The sequence below is a fragment of the Candidatus Thiodictyon syntrophicum genome (assembly GCF_002813775.1).
GTDB lineage: Bacteria > Pseudomonadota > Gammaproteobacteria > Chromatiales > Chromatiaceae > Thiodictyon > Thiodictyon syntrophicum.
On sequence record NZ_CP020370.1, the window covers coordinates 5650382 to 5666634 of the forward strand.

Sequence of the window (16253 nt, forward strand, 5' to 3'; positions counted from 1 at the left end):
CACTGAAATCAGATTAGCGAATCAGGTTGCCGAGCCGGCCCCAGGCAATGGGCGGAAAGCCGTCGCGTTCGCCGTCCCAGTGCATCCAGATGGCAAAGGCCTTGCCGACCAGGTTTTCCTCGGGAACGAACCCCCAGCAGCGGCTGTCATTGCTGTTGTCACGATTGTCGCCCATGACGAAGTAAAACCCAGGCGGTACCTGCACCGGCCCAGCGGCAAGCACGCGACACCCGGGCGGCAGGTCCGGCAGACCCTGGCGGACCAGGGTGTGGTGCTCCACGCCGGCGAGCGTCTCCACCGCCTCCCGGGCGCCGGTCATACCCGCCCCGGACGCCACCCCGGTGTAGCGTCCAAGCGCCACTTGACCCTGGGGCTTGCCGTTGAGGTAGATGGTCTTGTCGCGATAGAAGACCTCGTCACCCGGGACCCCGATGATCCGTTTGATGTAGTCGGTCTTGCCGTCCTGCGGGTACTTGAAGACCACCACGTCACCGTGCCGGGGTTCCCCGACAGGCAGAAACTTGAAATTGAGGACCGGCAGGCGCAGCCCATAGGCAAACTTGTTGACCAGGATAAAATCCCCGGTCAGCAGGGTCGGCATCATCGAGTTGGAGGGGATGCGAAAGGGCTCGACCACAAAGGAGCGCAACAACAGGACGACGAGGATCACCGGGAAAAACGAGCGGGCATACTCAACCAGGATGGGCTCGCGCCCCCCGGCCGGACCCGGCACCGCGACCACAGACCCATCCGTCGGCGCCAAGGCGCGACGCCGCGGCGCGAAAACCAGGGCATCCACCAGCCAGATGCCGCCGGTGACGGCGCAGGCCAGCACCAAAAAGGCTGGAAAATCAAAATTCATGGATATCTCAGTGTAGAAAACTCAAGGTGCCCCGGTGCGTCCGTCAATTATCCTTGCCCACCTGGAGCACGGCAAGGAAGGCCTCCTGAGGGATCTCGACCCGGCCGACCTGTTTCATGCGCTTCTTGCCCTTCTTCTGTTTGTCCAGGAGCTTGCGCTTGCGCGAGACATCGCCCCCGTAGCACTTGGCCAACACGTTCTTGCGCAGGGCCTTGACGGTCGTGCGGGCGATGATCTTGCTGCCGATGGCGGCCTGGATGGCCACCTCGAACATCTGCCGCGGGATCAACTCCTTCATCCGTACGGTGATATCCTGGCCGCGGGACTGCGACACCGCACGGTGCACGATGGTCGAGAGCGAGTCGACCTTGTCGCCGTTGATCAGGACATCGAGCTTCACCAGGTCGGAGGCCTGAAAGCGCTTATGCTCGTACTCGAAGGAGGCATAGCCGCGGCTGGCCGACTTGAGGCGGTCGAAGAAATCGAGCACGACCTCGGCGAGCGGCAGTTCATAGGTCACCTGGACCTGGCCGCCCAGGTACTGGATCTGCTTCTGCACCCCGCGCTTCTCGATGCACAGGTTGATCACGTTACCCAGGTAGTCGGGGGGGGTGAGGATGTGGGCCTCGATGATCGGCTCACGGACCTCGCTGATCTTGTTAGGCTCCGGCAGATTGGCCGGGTTGTCGATACGAAAGACCTCACCGTCCTGGCGCAGCACCTCATAGACCACGGTCGGGGCCGTGGTGATGAGGTCGAGATCATATTCGCGCTCGAGGCGTTCCTGGACGATCTCCATGTGGAGCATCCCCAGAAAGCCGCAGCGGAAGCCGAACCCCAGGGCCTGGGACACCTCCGGCTCGTAGAACAGGGAGGCGTCGTTGAGCCGCAGTTTGCTCAGAGCCTCGCGCAGGTCCTCGTAGGCGTCCGAGTCCACCGGATAGAGGCCGGAGAAGACCCGCGGGCGCATCTCCTTGAAGCCCTCGAGCTTCTCTCCGGGCCGCTCTGGCCTGGTGATGGTATCGCCGACTGGGGCGCCATCGATCTCCTTGATCGAGGCGATCAGATAGCCGACCTCACCGGGGCCCAGGCTCGGGCGTTCGACCTTCTTCGGCGTGAAGACCCCCACCGAGTCCACCAACTGGGTGCGCCCGGTGGCCAGCATGACGATCTTGTCGCGGCGGCGCATCTCCCCGTTCATGACCCGCACCAGCGACACCACGCCCACATAGGGATCGAACCAGGAGTCGATGATCAGGGCCTGCAGGGGCGCTTCGCGGTCGCCCTTGGGGGGCGGGATGCGCAGCACCAGGGCCTCCAGCAGGTCGGGAATGCCCTCGCCGGTCTTGGCGCTCACCCGCAGGGCGTCCTCGGCCTCGATACCGATGATCTCCTCGATCTCCTTGATCACCCGCTCCGGCTCGGCGTTGGGCAGGTCGATCTTGTTCAGGACCGGCAGCACCTCCAGCCCCTGCTCGATGGCCGTATAGCAGTTGGCCACGCTCTGTGCCTCCACACCCTGGGCCGCGTCCACCACCAGCAGCGCACCCTCACAGGCGGCGAGCGAGCGAGAGACCTCATAGGAGAAGTCCACATGGCCCGGGGTGTCGATGAAATTCAGCAGATAGGTGCGTCCATCCCGGGACTTGAAGTCCAGGGCGATGCTCTGGGCCTTGATGGTGATCCCGCGCTCGCGCTCCAGATCCATAGAGTCGAGCACCTGACTCGACATCTCGCGCTCGGTCAAGGCCCCGGACAGTTGGATGAAACGATCCGCAATCGTCGACTTGCCGTGGTCGATGTGGGCAATGATCGAGAAATTACGGATGTGGCTGAGATCGGTCATCGTTGGGGACCGTCGCGGGTCTCGGTGGAGGGGCGCGGGGATGCAAGGGCGGCGGCACGCAATGGCGCGCCGGTTGCGTGCGCCGCTGCAGGCCGCACACGGGAGCCGCAAGAAGTCGGCCATGATAGCAGAAACCGGGCGGGGGCGGGGCCACACCGGGCGCGGCCGGGGTTTCCACGCGGCGCGACGGTGTCGGCATTCGCGCACAGTCTCGGGGCACGGGAACCGGTATCATGATCGGGAACGACACCGCGCCGGACTTTAGTGATTCGCGTGAAGCGCTCCGACTTCCATTTCGACCTGCCCCCCGGGCTGATCGCCCAGCGCCCGCTGGCGCAGCGCTCGGCCTCGCGGCTCCTGGCCCTGGACGGGGACGGCACCACCCCGCGCGATCTGCTGTTCACCGATCTGCCGGAGCAGCTGCGCCCCGGCGACCTGCTGGTCTTCAACAACACGCGGGTAATGCGTGCGCGGCTGTTCGGGCACAAGGACTCGGGGGGTGCGGTCGAAGTCCTGATCGAGCGCCTGCTGGGGCCAGCACAGGCGCAGGCTCAGGTGCGGGCCTCCAAGTCGCCCAGGCCCGGCAGCCTGATCCTGCTCGGGGGCGGAGGGCGCCTGGAGGTCCTGGGGCGGGACGCCGACCTGTTCCTGCTGCGCGCCCTGGACCAGCCCTTCCCACTCCTCATGCAGACCCAGGGGCATGTCCCCCTGCCCCCCTACATCGAGCGGCCGGACGAGGACGCGGACGCGGAGCGCTACCAGACCGTCTACGGGAGCCGGACCGGGGCCGTCGCCGCCCCCACCGCGGGCCTGCATTTCGACCAGCCGCTGCTGGAGCGGCTGGCCGCCCTGGGGATAGCGCGCGCCGAGGTCACGCTGCATGTGGGGGCCGGCACCTTCCAGCCGGTGCGGGTGGAGGACCTGGACCAGCACCGGATGCACGCGGAGTGGCTGGATGTGGACCCGCGGGTCTGCGCCCAGGTCGCGGCCACCCGGGCGGCCGGCGGGCGCGTCGTCGCGGTCGGCACCACCAGCGTGCGCAGCCTGGAGAGCGCCGCCGCGCATGGGGAACTTGAGCCCTTCCAGGGCGACAGCCGGATCTTCATCCGCCCCGGCTACCGCTTCCAGGTGGTGGACGCCATGATCACCAACTTCCACCTGCCGGAGTCGACGCTGCTGATGCTGGTCTGCGCCTTTGCCGGCATGGAGCCCATCCGCGCCGCCTACCGCCACGCGATCGCCGGCCGCTATCGCTTCTTCAGTTACGGCGACGCCATGTTCCTGACCCGCCGCGATCAATGAGGGCCACCACGATGATCGAGACCCGCCCCATCCCCGCCTTCGACGATAACTACATCTGGCTCCTGACCGAACCGCCGGGCCGCAACGCCGTGGTGGTGGACCCCGGGGACGCGGACCCGGTGCTGGAGACGCTGGCCGCCGAGGGGCTGCGGCTCACGGCCGTGCTGGTGACCCACCACCATGCGGACCATGTGGGCGGGCTCGGCGAACTGGCGCAGGCCTTCCCGGGGCTCGCCATCATCGGCCCCCGCGACCCGCACATCCAGGGCCTGACCCAGCAGGTCGGCGAGGGCGAGTTGGTCACACCCGCGGGGCTTGCCAGCCGCTTCACGGTCTGGGAGGTGCCCGGCCACACGGCGACCCATATCGCCTTCCTGGGGGACGGCTGCCTGTTCTGTGGGGACACCCTGTTCGCCGTCGGCTGCGGGCGGGTCTTCGACGGCACCTTCGAGCAGTTGTCCGGGTCACTGCGGCGCATCGCCGCCCTGGACCCGGCGACCCGACTCTTCTGCGCCCACGAATACACCCTGGCCAACCTGGGCTTCGCCAACTGGGTGGAGCCGGACAACCCGGCGTTGCGCAGCCGCGCCCGCGCGGACGCCGCGCGACGCGCCCACGACCTGCCGACAGTCCCGTCCGACCTGGCATTGGAACTCGCCACCAACCCCTTCCTGCGCACCGGCGAACCCCAGGTCATCGCCGCCGCCGAGCGCTTCGCCGGGGCCGGGCTCCAGGGTCACGCGGCGGTCTTCAAGGCCCTGCGGCAGTGGAAGGACGCCGAGTATGACTAGACCCCAGATTGACCACACCGCCCGCGGCTGCTAGAACCGCGCCCGACCTCACCCAGCGCCAAGGCGATCTTGCAATGCATCCGAGTCTCACCCGTCTTGGCCCGCGCCTGCGGCCCTTCCTGCCCGCCGTGACCGCGCTCGCGGCCGGCGCGCTCGCGGTCCTGGGCTTCGCGCCCTTCTCGCTCTTTCCACTCGCCGTCGTCGCACTGGCCCTGTTGAACGAGTCCCTGGCCGCCGGTCCGGCCGCCGCCGGGCTGCGGCGCGGCTGGCTCTTCGGCCTGGGCCTCCTGGGCTTTGGGGTCGCCTGGATCCGCATCAGCCTCAACCAATACGGCAACATGGACGCCTGGGCCGCCAACCTGCTGATGGTGGTCTTCATCGCGTGGATGGCGGGCTACTACGCGCTGGCCGGCTGGCTCGCCCGGCGCCTGCAGCCGGCCCCGTCCTGGACCGGTCCCGTGCTGCTGCTGCCGGGGCTCTATGTGCTCTGTGAATGGCTGCGCGGCTGGCTCTTCACCGGCTTCCCCTGGCTCAACCTGGGTTACACCCAGATCGATGGCCCCCTGGCGGGTTATGCCCCGATCCTCGGGGTCTACGGGCTGAGCCTGCTGACCGCCATCTCCGGCGGGCTCCTGTGGGGCCTGATCCGCTGGCCCGGGCGGGGCCGCCTGGCCGCCGCCGCGGCGCTCGCCATCCTCTGGCTAGACGGCCTGGCCCTGCAACGGGTGCCCTGGACCCAGCCGTCCGACGCGCCCTTCACGGCCACCGTGATCCAGGCCAACATCCCCCAAGCGATCAAGTGGGACCCCGAGGCCCGTGTCGGCATCGTCAAGGTGTACGTGGACCTGACCCGGGAACACCTGGACTCGGACCTGATCCTGTGGCCGGAGACGGCCATCCCGGACTTCCTGCACCAGGTCCGGGAACCGCTGATCGAGCCCCTGGCCGCGGAGGCGCGGGCCCAGGGGGCGGAGATCGTCCTCGGCATCCCGGTCCTGGACCTGGACAACGGCAATTACTACAACGGACTCCTGAGCATCGGCAGTCAGGAGGACCTCTACACCAAGCGTCACCTGGTGCCCTTCGGTGAATTCCTGCCCTTCAAGGCGTGGCTCGGCCCCCTGGTGAAGATGTTTGAGATCCCGATGTCGGATTTCAGCGCTGGTACGGCACCGCGCCCGCTACTGCGGGTCGGCGCCCGCACCGCCGGCGCAGCCATCTGTTACGAGGACATCTTCCCGGCGGAGGTCGCCCAAGCCCTGCCGGAGGCGCAGTTCCTGATCAGCGTCAGCAACGACGCCTGGTTCGGGGATTCGCTCGCGCCCCACCAACACCTGGAGATGGCGCGGATGCGCGCCCTGGAGACCGGGCGCGACCTGGTGCGCGCCACCAATACCGGCATCTCCGCCATCGTCGACTGGCGCGGCCGGGTCCTCGGCCAGGTCCCGGCCTTCGTCCGCGGGACCTTCAGCGCCCCGGTCCAGCCCCGCACCGGGTCCACCCCCTTCGTGCGGTGGGGCAACTGGCCGGCAATCGGGCTCGCCCTAGGCCTGGTCGCGGCGGCGCTCTTGATGCGGCGGCGCGGGGTGCGATCAGAACCGATACATTAACGCAGATATCGTAGGGTACGCATCGCGTACCCTAGAGCTACAGCGACCGGACGTTCTCACGGACCGGGCGTCGTTGTCGTTGTCGTTGTCGTAATCGAATAGTCCGACCACGATTACGACAACGACAACGACAACGACAACGAAAGCGCACCCGGCAACGCGCGCCTTGAGCACAGCAGGGGCGCGGCGGTATATCATGACAAGCCCGATTCGCCGCAGGACTTCCCAGTGCAGGCACTGATCCGCTTTTTTGTCGACCTCTGCCTGCTGCGCCGGGCACCGCAGGACCTGCCCGCCTCCACGACCCTGTTCCGGGCGGTCCTGACCGCCGACCTGTTCGCCGGGTTGCTGGTGGGACTCATCTCCGGTCAGCCCATCCTGTCCAGCCTGGTCCAGGGGATCGTCGAGTTGTCCCTGCAACTCGGACTGCTCTACGGGGTGCTGCGCTTCACCGGGCACCTGGGTCGCTTCACCCAGGCCGGCACCGCCCTGTTGGGCAGCGGCGCCTTGATCGCACTGGCCGCCCTGGGACCCCTGGCCCTGAACCCGACCGGCAGCACCGAGTCCGATGCCGCCGCCCTGGGCGCCTTCCTGTTGCTCCTGGTGGTGGCCTGGAACCTGCTGGTGACCGGCCACATCGTGCGCCACACCTTCGGGATCAGTCTGGGGCAGGGGATCGCGGTCGCGGTCGGCTACGAGGTCCTGGCGGTAACCCTGATCAGCGTTCTCTTCGGCGGGGGATGATTCGGTTAGCAGCGAGACAAGAACACGTCAGACACAATCGTTGTCGTTGTCGTTGTCGTTGTCGTTGTCGAGATTATCGTAGGAGCCCGGATTCTCTCGCACGCCAGAGTGCATCGCTTCTCCGAGTACGATTACGACAACGACAACGACAACGAAAATGGCGCTATCGGCAGCGCGCCATCGCTGCACCCAAACGATGGGTTTCGCTGCGCTCTACCCATCCTACGGGACAACAAGCGGCACGGCCGGCGGCCAAGCCCGACGCGCGCTTTGAACTTATGAGTTAATCCTCTAACACTGAGCACCAGGACGATATGCACCTGCACATCCTCGGAATCTGCGGCACCTTCATGGGCGGGATCGCCCAACTCGCCCGCGCCCTGGGCCATCGCGTCACCGGCTCCGATGCAAACGTGTATCCGCCGATGAGCACCCAGCTCGAGGCGGCCGGCATCACCCTCATGGAGGGCTATGACGCCGCGCAGTTGGACCCGGCCCCGGACGTAGTCGTGGTCGGCAACGCCATGCGCCGCGGCATCCCGGCGGTGGAGGCCATGCTGGATCGGGGCCTCCCTTACTGCTCCGGCCCCGCCTGGCTCAAGGCCAACCTGTTGCAGGGGCGCTGGGTGCTGGCCGTGGCCGGGACCCACGGCAAGACCACCACCGCCAGCATGCTCGCCTGGGTCCTGGCCGACGCCGGGCTTGACCCGGGCTTTCTGATCGGCGGTGTACCCCAGGACTTCGGCGTCTCGGCCCGCCTGGGTTCCCCGCCCTTCTTCGTGGTGGAAGCGGACGAATACGACACCGCCTTCTTCGACAAGCGCTCCAAGTTCGTCCACTACGGCCCGCGCACCGTGATCCTGAACAACCTGGAGTTCGACCACGCGGACATCTTCGACGATTTGGCCCAGATCCAGCGCCAGTTCCACCACCTGGTGCGCACCGTGCCGGGCACCGGGCTCATCATCCACCCCGCCGCCGACCCGGCCCTGGACCAGGTCCTGGCGATGGGCTGCTGGACCCCGTGCGAGGTCTTCGGGCGGTCTGCCGCACCGGCGACGGGCTGGGACGCCCGACTCATCCAACCCGACGGCTCCAGCTTCGAGGTCCTGCACGACGGCACCCCCCAGGGCCAGGTCCACTGGGGCCAGACCGGCCTGCACAACGTAAACAACGCCCTCGCCGTCCTCGCCGCCGCCCGCCACGCCGGGGTCCCGGTAGGCATCGGCATCGAGGCACTCTCCCGCTTCCAAGGCGTCAAGCGCCGCATGGAACTGCGCGGCGAGGTGCGGGGCGTGCGCGTCTTCGACGACTTCGCCCACCACCCCACCGCCATCGCCACCACCCTCCAGGGGTTGCGCCGTCAGGTGGGTGCGGCGCGCATCCTCGCGGTGCTGGAGCCGCGCTCCAACACCATGCGGCTGGGGGTCCACAACGCCGAGTTGGCCGCCTCCGTCACGGACGCGGACCTGATCTATATCCACGCCCCCGCGGACCTGGGCTGGGACGCGGCGGCCGTCTTCGCCGGGCTGGGCGAGCGGGCAAGGGTCCTAGGCTCGGTGGACGCCATCGTCGCACAAGTGGCCGCAGAGGCCCGCTCCGGCGATCAGGTACTGGTCATGAGCAACGGCGGCTTCGGCGGGATTCACCAGAAGCTGCTGGACGCCTTGGATGCGCCAAAATGATGACGGTGCCGGTAGGGTCCGCTGTGCGGACCATTCGTCGCCAAGCGCACCGACGCCCAAGCCCGGCCCATCACCGCGGCCGGTAATCCCGCCCCAACAGCGCATCGACGCAGTAGCCGCAGCGCCTTTCCTGCACCAGCCAGGCGAGCCGGTCAACTCCATGCAGCGTGGTGGCGCTCATGCGTCACCCTCCTCATCATCGTCGTCCGCACCACGCGCGAAGAGGTCCACCAACCCGGCGATCTGCGCAAGAACCTCGGGCGGAACCGACTCACGCTCAAGGATCCCCAGCGCCACCGCACGCGCCACCGGGAGCACCGGATCATTCCCGGCATAGCGCTTCCAGATGTCACGCGCAATCCCGTTGTGATAGGCATGGACGGACTGATCCAGTTCATCGCAGCTCAGGGCGCCCGCGCGCCACTGGTCGAACCGCTCCGCCAGGGCCACCAGCGCCACGCGCATCTCGGCTTCCCAGGCGCGGTCCGCCTGCTCGGCCAGCAAACGTTTGAGCTTCTTTGGGATCTGGTTCATTGGATAGACCTGCTTCACCGTCTTGGCGGCCCCGAGCATAACCTCGGCCACGGCAATTCATCCACCTCGCGGCGCAGCACGCAACGCAACCCCCCGGATCGTCAAACGGCCGATTGGTTTGCGCGACAACCAGAATATCGTAATCGCTTCATGCGTCCTGGGCGGACGCGCGCCCGCCGCCACCAGCAGCGCTTTAAGCAGTTTCTCTGCCGCCTGCTGACAGTGAAAGCAGATCGCATCGTCGAGCCGTTCCGCCGATTCGGCGAGCAACTGCGCGACGCGATAATCCTCCGCGACCTTCGTCAGCCAATCGTTGACCTCCGGATCATCAGGCCGCCTCATAAAGAACCTCCCCGTGCTCAACGGCATCCCGTACCACCCCAGTGAGCCAAGTCGAATACTTGCGGAACTCATCAGGAGTGACGACGACGATATCCTTTGAGACGCGCACGTCACGGACTGCCCGCCGCGCCGCAACCCCCCGATCCTCAAATGGAAGATCGGTGTCCGCGACGACTAAAATGTCGTAATCGCTATCGGGCTGAGCGGTCCCGCGCGCACGCGATCCGAAGAGAATAATCCGGCGCGGTGCGAGGGCCGCTACCAGCCGGTCGCGAAGCAATTCTACCGTCGGGTTGACCAATACACCCATGCCTCATCCTCCTCCGGTTTCAGCCAATCTTTGGCCAGCGCCGCCTCTGCCAACAGCGCTGGCTCATTCGCTTGATCATCCAGCAATGTGAGCAGGGAACGTCCGGACGGCAAGCGGATGAGTGGCTCCAGTGGGTGCACTTGGCCGCTGGCATCGATCTCCGTTTTGTTGATGGTCACGAGAAGCCCTCGCGCAGCAAGGCCCAAAAGCCCGCCTGTTGGAAATGCTCGTCGGTGGTGAGTGCGTCGGTCAGCCCGCGATCCTGCATGAGTCGGATTCTTGCCGCCTCCATCTGCTCGGCGAGTGCGATGGCACGCACATGCAACTGATCCTTTGCCGAGGAAAGGGCAATCGCATAGGCGGTGTCCAGAAACACCTCAGTCGACATGGGGTCGCGCCCCACCATACAGATACTCGTCGACCTTCTCCGACCAGTCGGGGGGGCCTTCCAGCTCAAGCGCGCGCGCCGTGCGAAGGAAAGACGGGGCCTCCTGCTCGGCGGGCGGCAGGCTCTCGATGGCCATGCGCACACGGGTATTGGGGGCCAGGGCGATCGGCCCCGTCGGCCGAAAGACCTTCCCGTCGTACAATACTTCAATTGTGTCGGTCATTGTTCACCTCCTCTTGCCGATATCAATGCGGGATTGTGCAGCCGCGGCCCTCACGCGACGCTGGAGCGTCGGAACTTGCTCCAACAGTGTTACGACTTCGCTACATCAGTGTGGTTCCGGCCTGTCTTCCCCGCGCGGTGACCCAACGTCAACCAATCCATACCGTCGCGCCGTTGCATCGCTAATCACCGCAACCGCAGTCGGTTTCAGCCGCCAAGTCTTCACGGTGGCGTGCAGGGCCTTGGACAACGCATCCTGCAAGGGCACACACCAAGCGTCCTGGTGTCCGTTGATGACCAGCACTAGCCGAAAGTCGGCCCGTGCGAGATCGGTCGTCTTGAAGGTCTCAGGAAGCGCGTCGCGCCCGTTCTCATGTCGTCCGAGACAGGCCGCAATCAGGAGCGTCAAGGCGTTCGTCAGCTTGTCGCGAATCTCGCAGATAAAGTCGTCGAAGCCCGGCTGGGTCTCCGGACGGGGTGTACTCGACTTCGCTTCGATGATCCACAGGCGCGGTGGATCGGCAGCGGCGCAAGGCGACACGATCATCTCGGCCATCTTGACGCCGTGCGCGATCCGCCTATACAGTTGGCTGCCTTCGATATGGAAGCAGTGCCCCTGCGGGTACGGCCCGAAGCACATTCCGGACTCGACAATCGGCTCCGCGGTCATTTCAGCACCAGGTCCACTTCTTCTTTGTAAAGCCGGATGGATTCGTCGATGATGGGATTGGAAGGCATCCCATCCTTCAGATCGGCGATCTCCCAGGCGTCCCCTTCAGCCATGGCCACGGGAATCGAGATTCCCTTCTCCTGAGCGATCAGATACAGTTTCTTGACGACAAAATAGGAGTGGCTTGCGAGGAAGATCTGAATATCCTGGTCGAACGCCTCGACCAATGAATAAAGCACATCGAGAAAAGCGGTGATCGCCTCCGGATGCAGCGTCGACTCGGGCTCATCGACAAACAGAATCGACCCTCTGCGTAGCTGGCGGTTACGCAGAAGACGATCCAAGACTGCGAGCTTGCGGGCACCCTCGGCCGCCAGACCGATTGCGTGCTCCCGATCACCGACGCGGAAGCGCCAGACGCTTTGAGGAATCGGAATGCCCTGAGATGGCGTCATGACGAGATCGTAATCGGCACGGCCACCGACCCGCTGGTGAAGCGCTGACATCGGGTGCGCGACGCCTTGCGGATAGTCGATGACGTCTGGTTGATAGCTCAAGGCGTCGACAAGATCCAGATAGGTATCGTCGAAGCCGAACAAGCGCAAGTCCCGGCGCGTCCGCAGGATCACATTGTGCAAAGAGACGACCTCTTTAGCGGGAATAAAAATCGACGTGTAAATGGGGGTTCTGATCGCCTGATTCTCGAAACGGACATCGCCCCGCTTGGCGTTCTGGGGTATCGAAAAGGCGAGCAGCTTTGCTGGATCGCGCGGAGCCATCGGCCACCGCAGCATTATCTCCGCGGACAGGTCCGCATCGGAGCCGATTCGCACCAAATCCCCCAGGTTGTCGTATTGAAAGGTCCAAAAGAGCTTCTTTTCCAGGATCTCCCCGGAGCTCATCGGCTCGTCGCCGCGCTTTTCTTCCAGTGCCCGGAGCGCACAATACAGCGCCTTGAGCAGGAAGGTCTTACCGGTGCCGTTGCGCCCGATGACCAAATTGATCGGCCCGAGATCGCGCCAGGCGAAGTCCGCAATGGGACCGAAATTCTTGAGCTCGACGCTTTCGATCATCTTGTGTCTCCAGTGGCCCCGGCATCCCGATCTTCGCGCAGATAGACGACGAACGCCGATTCCGGGAGGCCAAACGCGCAGAGAAGACGCTTGATGTTGTCCCGGATCTGGTTGGCCGAAAGGTTGGTTTCGGCAAGCACGCCCCGGCCGTAGTCCCGCGCGATGCGGAGATCCGCGGCCTGCCTGGAAAAATGCTTATTGCCTTTGGAACTGACGAAATCCGGATTGGTCGGCAAGGCATTGAAGACAACTGGCTGCAAGGATGCGAGATAACGGCACAGTGTCTCGTAGACCTGGGACCAGGTGTTGGTACCGTCGAAGGGTACGCCGCTCAGGGTGAAGATCGCTGGCCGCTTGTAGCGGAAATCCTCGGCCAGACCATGGGGCACGCGCCGGTCGAGTGCGCGGATCAGGCGCTCCCGCCGCTCCCGCTCGGCCTCCGACGCGGGGGCGCTCGGTGCCTCGAAGGTCGGGACCTGCGTATAATCTTGGACCAGATCCGACAGCCGGCCCGAGACCTCGCGGAATTCGCCCACGGACTTGTTGAACGCCTTCTTGAAGGTTAGACCTTTATCCAGTGCGTCGTTGTCGTTGTGGTCGATGTTCAGCCAGATGTCGTCGGAAAGGGCGAGCAGGTCCTCGCCGACGGTCTCCAGATTGGTCAGGATGCTTTGGATTCGTTCGCGCATGATTTTGTAAACCAAGAGCATTGTAGTGAAGACTTGTCTGGTGAACGCTGCAAAGGAATACATAATCCTCCTTTGCAGCCATCAAGCTCCGACTCCACTTTCTTGTAGCTGGCTGCGTCGGCCTTAAAGGATGCCGAGCACGACTTCGCTGCTTTTGATCCTTCAAAGCTGTCGAGACCGTGACCAAGATCCCAAACATAGTCACCAAATCGAAGAAAGCGGTCTCTGGCAAAGACTTTGAAATCTCTGTCCGTAACCAATTGGACCGTCAGTCGCTTTACATTACCTTTCGGCAATCGCCCCGCCAACTTTTTCAGCTTTGGCTCCATGGCACTCTTGGTAGACTCTATCGTCGGATCGCCGAACTGTTCCCATAGCTTGCTGGTCCAGGACGAGTACAATTTTACGTACCGCGGTCCGCTGGCGTCTTGGTCGAGCAGATGCAGAAAACGTTCCAGACCCGAAAACCCGTCGCGTGGCCTTAGGTGCTGCTCCATCGCGTAGCGATCAACCAGCGAAATGTTCTTAATGGCGGCAAGTGCAAGAGGCCGAAAGCGCAGGTTCCATATCGTTCGATAGTCCTCGCCTATCTCGATGTGGCGGCCCGAGATATCTTCGGCAGCCTTAAACACCGAAGAGCAACGTGCCTCAAACAGGTGACAAACGACGAGTTGGCGGGCATCAGCAGCCGGCAATACGATTTCGGTCTGCTCCTCGGCGACATTGAATTCCGCCAGGGCGAGCGTGTTATCAACGAGCGCCAACGATGCGAAGGCGCAGATTTTCTCTTTGGCAGCTAACGTGACCGCTCCATCCCAGTCGTTCCTACAGGGGATATACGGACACCGCTCCAGCATCGCCTGCCATTGCGGTCTGATTTTTTGCGGAAGCGCAGCAATTGCCCGCATTAGAGTAGAGCTTTCAATGTTGTCGCCGTCATGCACAAGAAGTCCGAAACGTCGCCAAATTTCAAATAGATCGTGATGGCATTTCCGCGAGACCTGGAGAGTCCATTCCCGCTCGGGGGTCACGCTGTCCGCATTGATAACGAAGGGCACCAACATGGTCAGCGCCCCGCGAACTTTTCGCGGTAGGATTCCTCGAAGAATCCGCCCGGCCACTCATCAATGAAATCGCCGTCCTCGTCGATCTCGATACGGCGTATCCGTGGCCCGCTATCGGTAGACTCGACAAAATGCACCGCGATGTCCTTCGGCGTCACTGCCGGGATTCCCTCAGGCAAGACGCCCTTTGCCGTCTCCCTGATCCGGCGCAGACAGCGCAGCATCAGGTGCTCGCTGTGGGTCTCGATCAGAAATAGAGCGTCGGGATTGGCCTTCGCCTGGCTGATGAACAGGTCGGCCAGCACGACCTGGAAAGCCGGGTGGAGGTTCGACTCGGGCTCTTCGATGGCGACGATTCCCGCGGCGTGTCGCAACGCCGCGACCACGACCGGAATGAGTTGCGACAAACCCACACCAAGGTCCTGAGGTGCCAACGAAACGCCCGTGCGGACATCGCAAAGCTCAAGCTTGTTCGCATCCTCCGGCAATTGTTCAAGTCGCCCGCGAATCGAGTCCACGATGGCGCCGAGATCGCCCAACATGAGGTCTTGCCAAAGCGAGCTTTCCATCGGGAGAATCTTATTTCGATGGACTGCCACGGAATAGTCGGTGCGAAAACCGGTGCTGGACCCGGACAGCCAGTCGTTCACCCGCTGCACAAGCGAGGGATCGGCGGCGCCTGCCAACGCATACCAGGCGGCAAGTCCGCTTCCCCAGTCGGGCGCGGAAGGCGCGTCTCTCAGCCGAAAATCCCGGGACGGCAGTCGTCTGTAAGGCCCTAGATAGATGGCATCGTTCTTCAGGGCTTGAAGCAAGAGCTCGCCAGGTCGAACGACGAAAGGACTCAAGACTCCAAGGATACGAGCCCGCTTCTCGTAGAACCACACGAGCGGCTGCGACGCGAGCGGCGACCCGAGCGGTTCGTTCCATCCAGGAAGTGCCGTGCCGATAAACAACAATTTCTCTGGAATGCGCAGGTCCCCGAACCCGCAATATTCTTCCCTGGCTAGCAGGCCGTCTAGCGCGGATTCAAATGGCTCCGTGTGGAGTAACCGCAAGCCCTCGGATAGGGCAGTAATTTCTTCTAAATCTCCCTGCTCAGTAACGGAATACCAATGGCTATCTATCTCCACGATATTGCTTTCTAGCTCCCGAAATTTTGGGTAATCAAAACGCACCCGGCCAACGGCCGCGGCAGAATTTAGCAACTCTTGTCTTTGTATGTATTTTGGATTCTGCTCGTGAGTCTCAGGATCGACCGTATCGTCTCCCCAAAGTCCCTCTCCGCGAACGATTTCCGACACCAGATTATCGAAGTCGCTTCGCGTCATCTTATTGGCGCCGGGGTGAACCTTTTCGTCCGGTGCAGCGACAGTCGCACCCTGACGCAGGCCGTGTCGAGAGCTTCCGTCAGACGAGATGTACCCGGACACCCAGCTTCGGGCAACGCGCTCAAGATCCCAGTCGAAATCGCTTTTCTCGCCCTGAGTATAGTGCGCTGCCACCACCGGAAATAGCTTGCTGTCCAGAAACGACAGTCGGGCACACTCCTCAGCGTCGTCAACGGTAATCTCGGCGTATTTTGCAGGTCCACGTCCTACGCAATAGCGCAGTACGGCTGGACCGCCGGACGAGCGACGCGAGCGCGCACCCAACCAACCGATCTCCAACTCGACCCAAAGATCGGCGGAAACGTCGTGCGATTCCGAGAGGGCATCGACATTGAAAATCTCGCTTATGCCCTCGTCTTCGGGCTCATCGTCCGAGTCCGCGAACTCCTCATCTTCGTCGAGTGCCTCTTGCCTGACGGCAAGAGCCGGAAGATCAATGGCCAGATCGAATCGCATGCGAATGCTGCGCCTTGCATCGTGGCCGTGGACCAGATTCGCGAACCCTCCCAGATCGACGCTATCGCCGCCCAGCTCGCTACGGCGAGCGTCGCAGTTATTCCGTTCCAACACCTCCCGGGCATACATGATCGCCTGAACGACGGTGCTCTTGCCCGCGTTATTGGGGCCGAACAGCAGCGTCAGCGGTGCAAATTCGATCCGCACCGGCTCGCGGATACCTTTGAAGTTTTCGAGGGTGAGTGCCTTGAGGATCATCGGGTTATCCTGTGCG

General features: G+C 63.8%; 18 protein-coding genes. 5 read left to right on the plus strand and 13 right to left on the minus strand.

Going from position 1 to position 16253, the window contains the following annotated elements:
* Positions 1 to 13: 13 nt before the first annotated feature.
* Both lepB and lepA read right to left on the minus strand, forming a co-directional pair.
* The gene (lepB, locus tag THSYN_RS24070; RefSeq protein ID WP_100921379.1) at positions 14 to 862 is read right to left on the minus strand and encodes a signal peptidase I; all 849 of its coding nucleotides are present in this window, start codon (positions 860 to 862) and stop codon (positions 14 to 16) included.
* Between the two features lie 43 nt (positions 863 to 905).
* Positions 906 to 2708, minus strand: a complete 1803-nt coding sequence (lepA, locus tag THSYN_RS24075; RefSeq protein ID WP_100921380.1) for a translation elongation factor 4 — start codon at positions 2706 to 2708, stop codon at positions 906 to 908.
* A 273-nt stretch (positions 2709 to 2981) separates the two neighbouring features.
* On the opposite strand from lepA, the gene queA reads away from it, so the two are divergent.
* The 5 genes from queA (at position 2982) to mpl (ending at position 8840) form a co-directional block, all read left to right on the plus strand.
* Positions 2982 to 4010 (plus strand): tRNA preQ1(34) S-adenosylmethionine ribosyltransferase-isomerase QueA, encoded by a 1029-nt coding sequence (gene queA, locus THSYN_RS24080; RefSeq protein WP_100921381.1) that lies wholly within the window; start codon positions 2982 to 2984, stop codon positions 4008 to 4010.
* Between the two features lie 11 nt (positions 4011 to 4021).
* The gene (gene gloB, locus THSYN_RS24085; RefSeq protein ID WP_100921382.1) at positions 4022 to 4801 is read left to right on the plus strand and encodes a hydroxyacylglutathione hydrolase; all 780 of its coding nucleotides are present in this window, start codon (positions 4022 to 4024) and stop codon (positions 4799 to 4801) included.
* Positions 4802 to 4875: 74 nt separating this feature from the next.
* Positions 4876 to 6411 (plus strand): apolipoprotein N-acyltransferase, encoded by a 1536-nt coding sequence (lnt, locus tag THSYN_RS24090; protein WP_100921383.1) that lies wholly within the window; start codon positions 4876 to 4878, stop codon positions 6409 to 6411.
* A gap of 228 nt (positions 6412 to 6639) precedes the next feature.
* Positions 6640 to 7155 carry a hypothetical protein gene (locus THSYN_RS24095; RefSeq protein WP_100921384.1) on the plus strand — a complete coding sequence of 172 codons (516 nt, stop codon included), beginning with the start codon at positions 6640 to 6642 and terminating at the stop codon, positions 7153 to 7155.
* 314 nt (positions 7156 to 7469) lie between these two features.
* Positions 7470 to 8840, plus strand: a complete 1371-nt coding sequence (gene mpl / locus THSYN_RS24100; protein ID WP_100921385.1) for a UDP-N-acetylmuramate:L-alanyl-gamma-D-glutamyl-meso-diaminopimelate ligase — start codon at positions 7470 to 7472, stop codon at positions 8838 to 8840.
* 177 nt (positions 8841 to 9017) lie between these two features.
* On the opposite strand, the gene THSYN_RS24105 is transcribed toward mpl, so the two are convergent.
* The 11 genes from THSYN_RS24105 to THSYN_RS24150 form a co-directional block, all read right to left on the minus strand.
* The gene (locus THSYN_RS24105; protein ID WP_157817899.1) at positions 9018 to 9425 is read right to left on the minus strand and encodes a hypothetical protein; all 408 of its coding nucleotides are present in this window, start codon (positions 9423 to 9425) and stop codon (positions 9018 to 9020) included.
* Between the two features lie 6 nt (positions 9426 to 9431).
* Entirely contained in the window at positions 9432 to 9716 is a 285-nt protein-coding gene (locus THSYN_RS24110) for a HEPN domain-containing protein (RefSeq protein ID WP_100921387.1), read from the minus strand.
* Positions 9703 to 10026, minus strand: a complete 324-nt coding sequence (locus THSYN_RS24115) for a nucleotidyltransferase domain-containing protein (RefSeq protein ID WP_100921388.1) — start codon at positions 10024 to 10026, stop codon at positions 9703 to 9705. Before THSYN_RS24115 ends, THSYN_RS24110 begins: the two co-directional genes overlap by 14 nt.
* Positions 9999 to 10205: a hypothetical protein gene (locus tag THSYN_RS24120; protein WP_236848668.1), complete on the minus strand. Its 207-nt coding sequence runs from the start codon at positions 10203 to 10205 to the stop codon at positions 9999 to 10001. Before THSYN_RS24120 ends, THSYN_RS24115 begins: the two co-directional genes overlap by 28 nt.
* Positions 10202 to 10414 (minus strand): hypothetical protein, encoded by a 213-nt coding sequence (locus tag THSYN_RS24125; protein WP_100922563.1) that lies wholly within the window; start codon positions 10412 to 10414, stop codon positions 10202 to 10204. Before THSYN_RS24125 ends, THSYN_RS24120 begins: the two co-directional genes overlap by 4 nt.
* Complete coding sequence (locus THSYN_RS24130) at positions 10404 to 10637, minus strand: antitoxin AF2212-like protein (RefSeq protein WP_100921390.1); 234 nt, start codon at positions 10635 to 10637, stop codon at positions 10404 to 10406. The genes THSYN_RS24125 and THSYN_RS24130 overlap by 11 nt, the downstream gene beginning before the upstream one ends.
* Positions 10638 to 10742: 105 nt before the next feature.
* The gene (locus tag THSYN_RS24135) at positions 10743 to 11306 is read right to left on the minus strand and encodes a hypothetical protein (protein ID WP_100921391.1); all 564 of its coding nucleotides are present in this window, start codon (positions 11304 to 11306) and stop codon (positions 10743 to 10745) included.
* Positions 11303 to 12379: an ATP-binding protein gene (locus THSYN_RS24140; protein WP_100921392.1), complete on the minus strand. Its 1077-nt coding sequence runs from the start codon at positions 12377 to 12379 to the stop codon at positions 11303 to 11305. The genes THSYN_RS24135 and THSYN_RS24140 overlap by 4 nt, the downstream gene beginning before the upstream one ends.
* Positions 12376 to 13068: a hypothetical protein gene (locus tag THSYN_RS24145; RefSeq protein WP_157817900.1), complete on the minus strand. Its 693-nt coding sequence runs from the start codon at positions 13066 to 13068 to the stop codon at positions 12376 to 12378. The genes THSYN_RS24140 and THSYN_RS24145 overlap by 4 nt, the downstream gene beginning before the upstream one ends.
* On the minus strand, positions 13041 to 14132 hold the full coding sequence (locus THSYN_RS34295; RefSeq protein WP_157817901.1) for a hypothetical protein: 1092 nt from the start codon (positions 14130 to 14132) through the stop codon (positions 13041 to 13043). The genes THSYN_RS24145 and THSYN_RS34295 overlap by 28 nt, the downstream gene beginning before the upstream one ends.
* Before the next feature lie 2 nt (positions 14133 to 14134).
* Positions 14135 to 16237 (minus strand): AAA family ATPase, encoded by a 2103-nt coding sequence (locus THSYN_RS24150; protein ID WP_100921394.1) that lies wholly within the window; start codon positions 16235 to 16237, stop codon positions 14135 to 14137.
* Between the last annotated feature and the right edge of the window lie 16 nt (positions 16238 to 16253).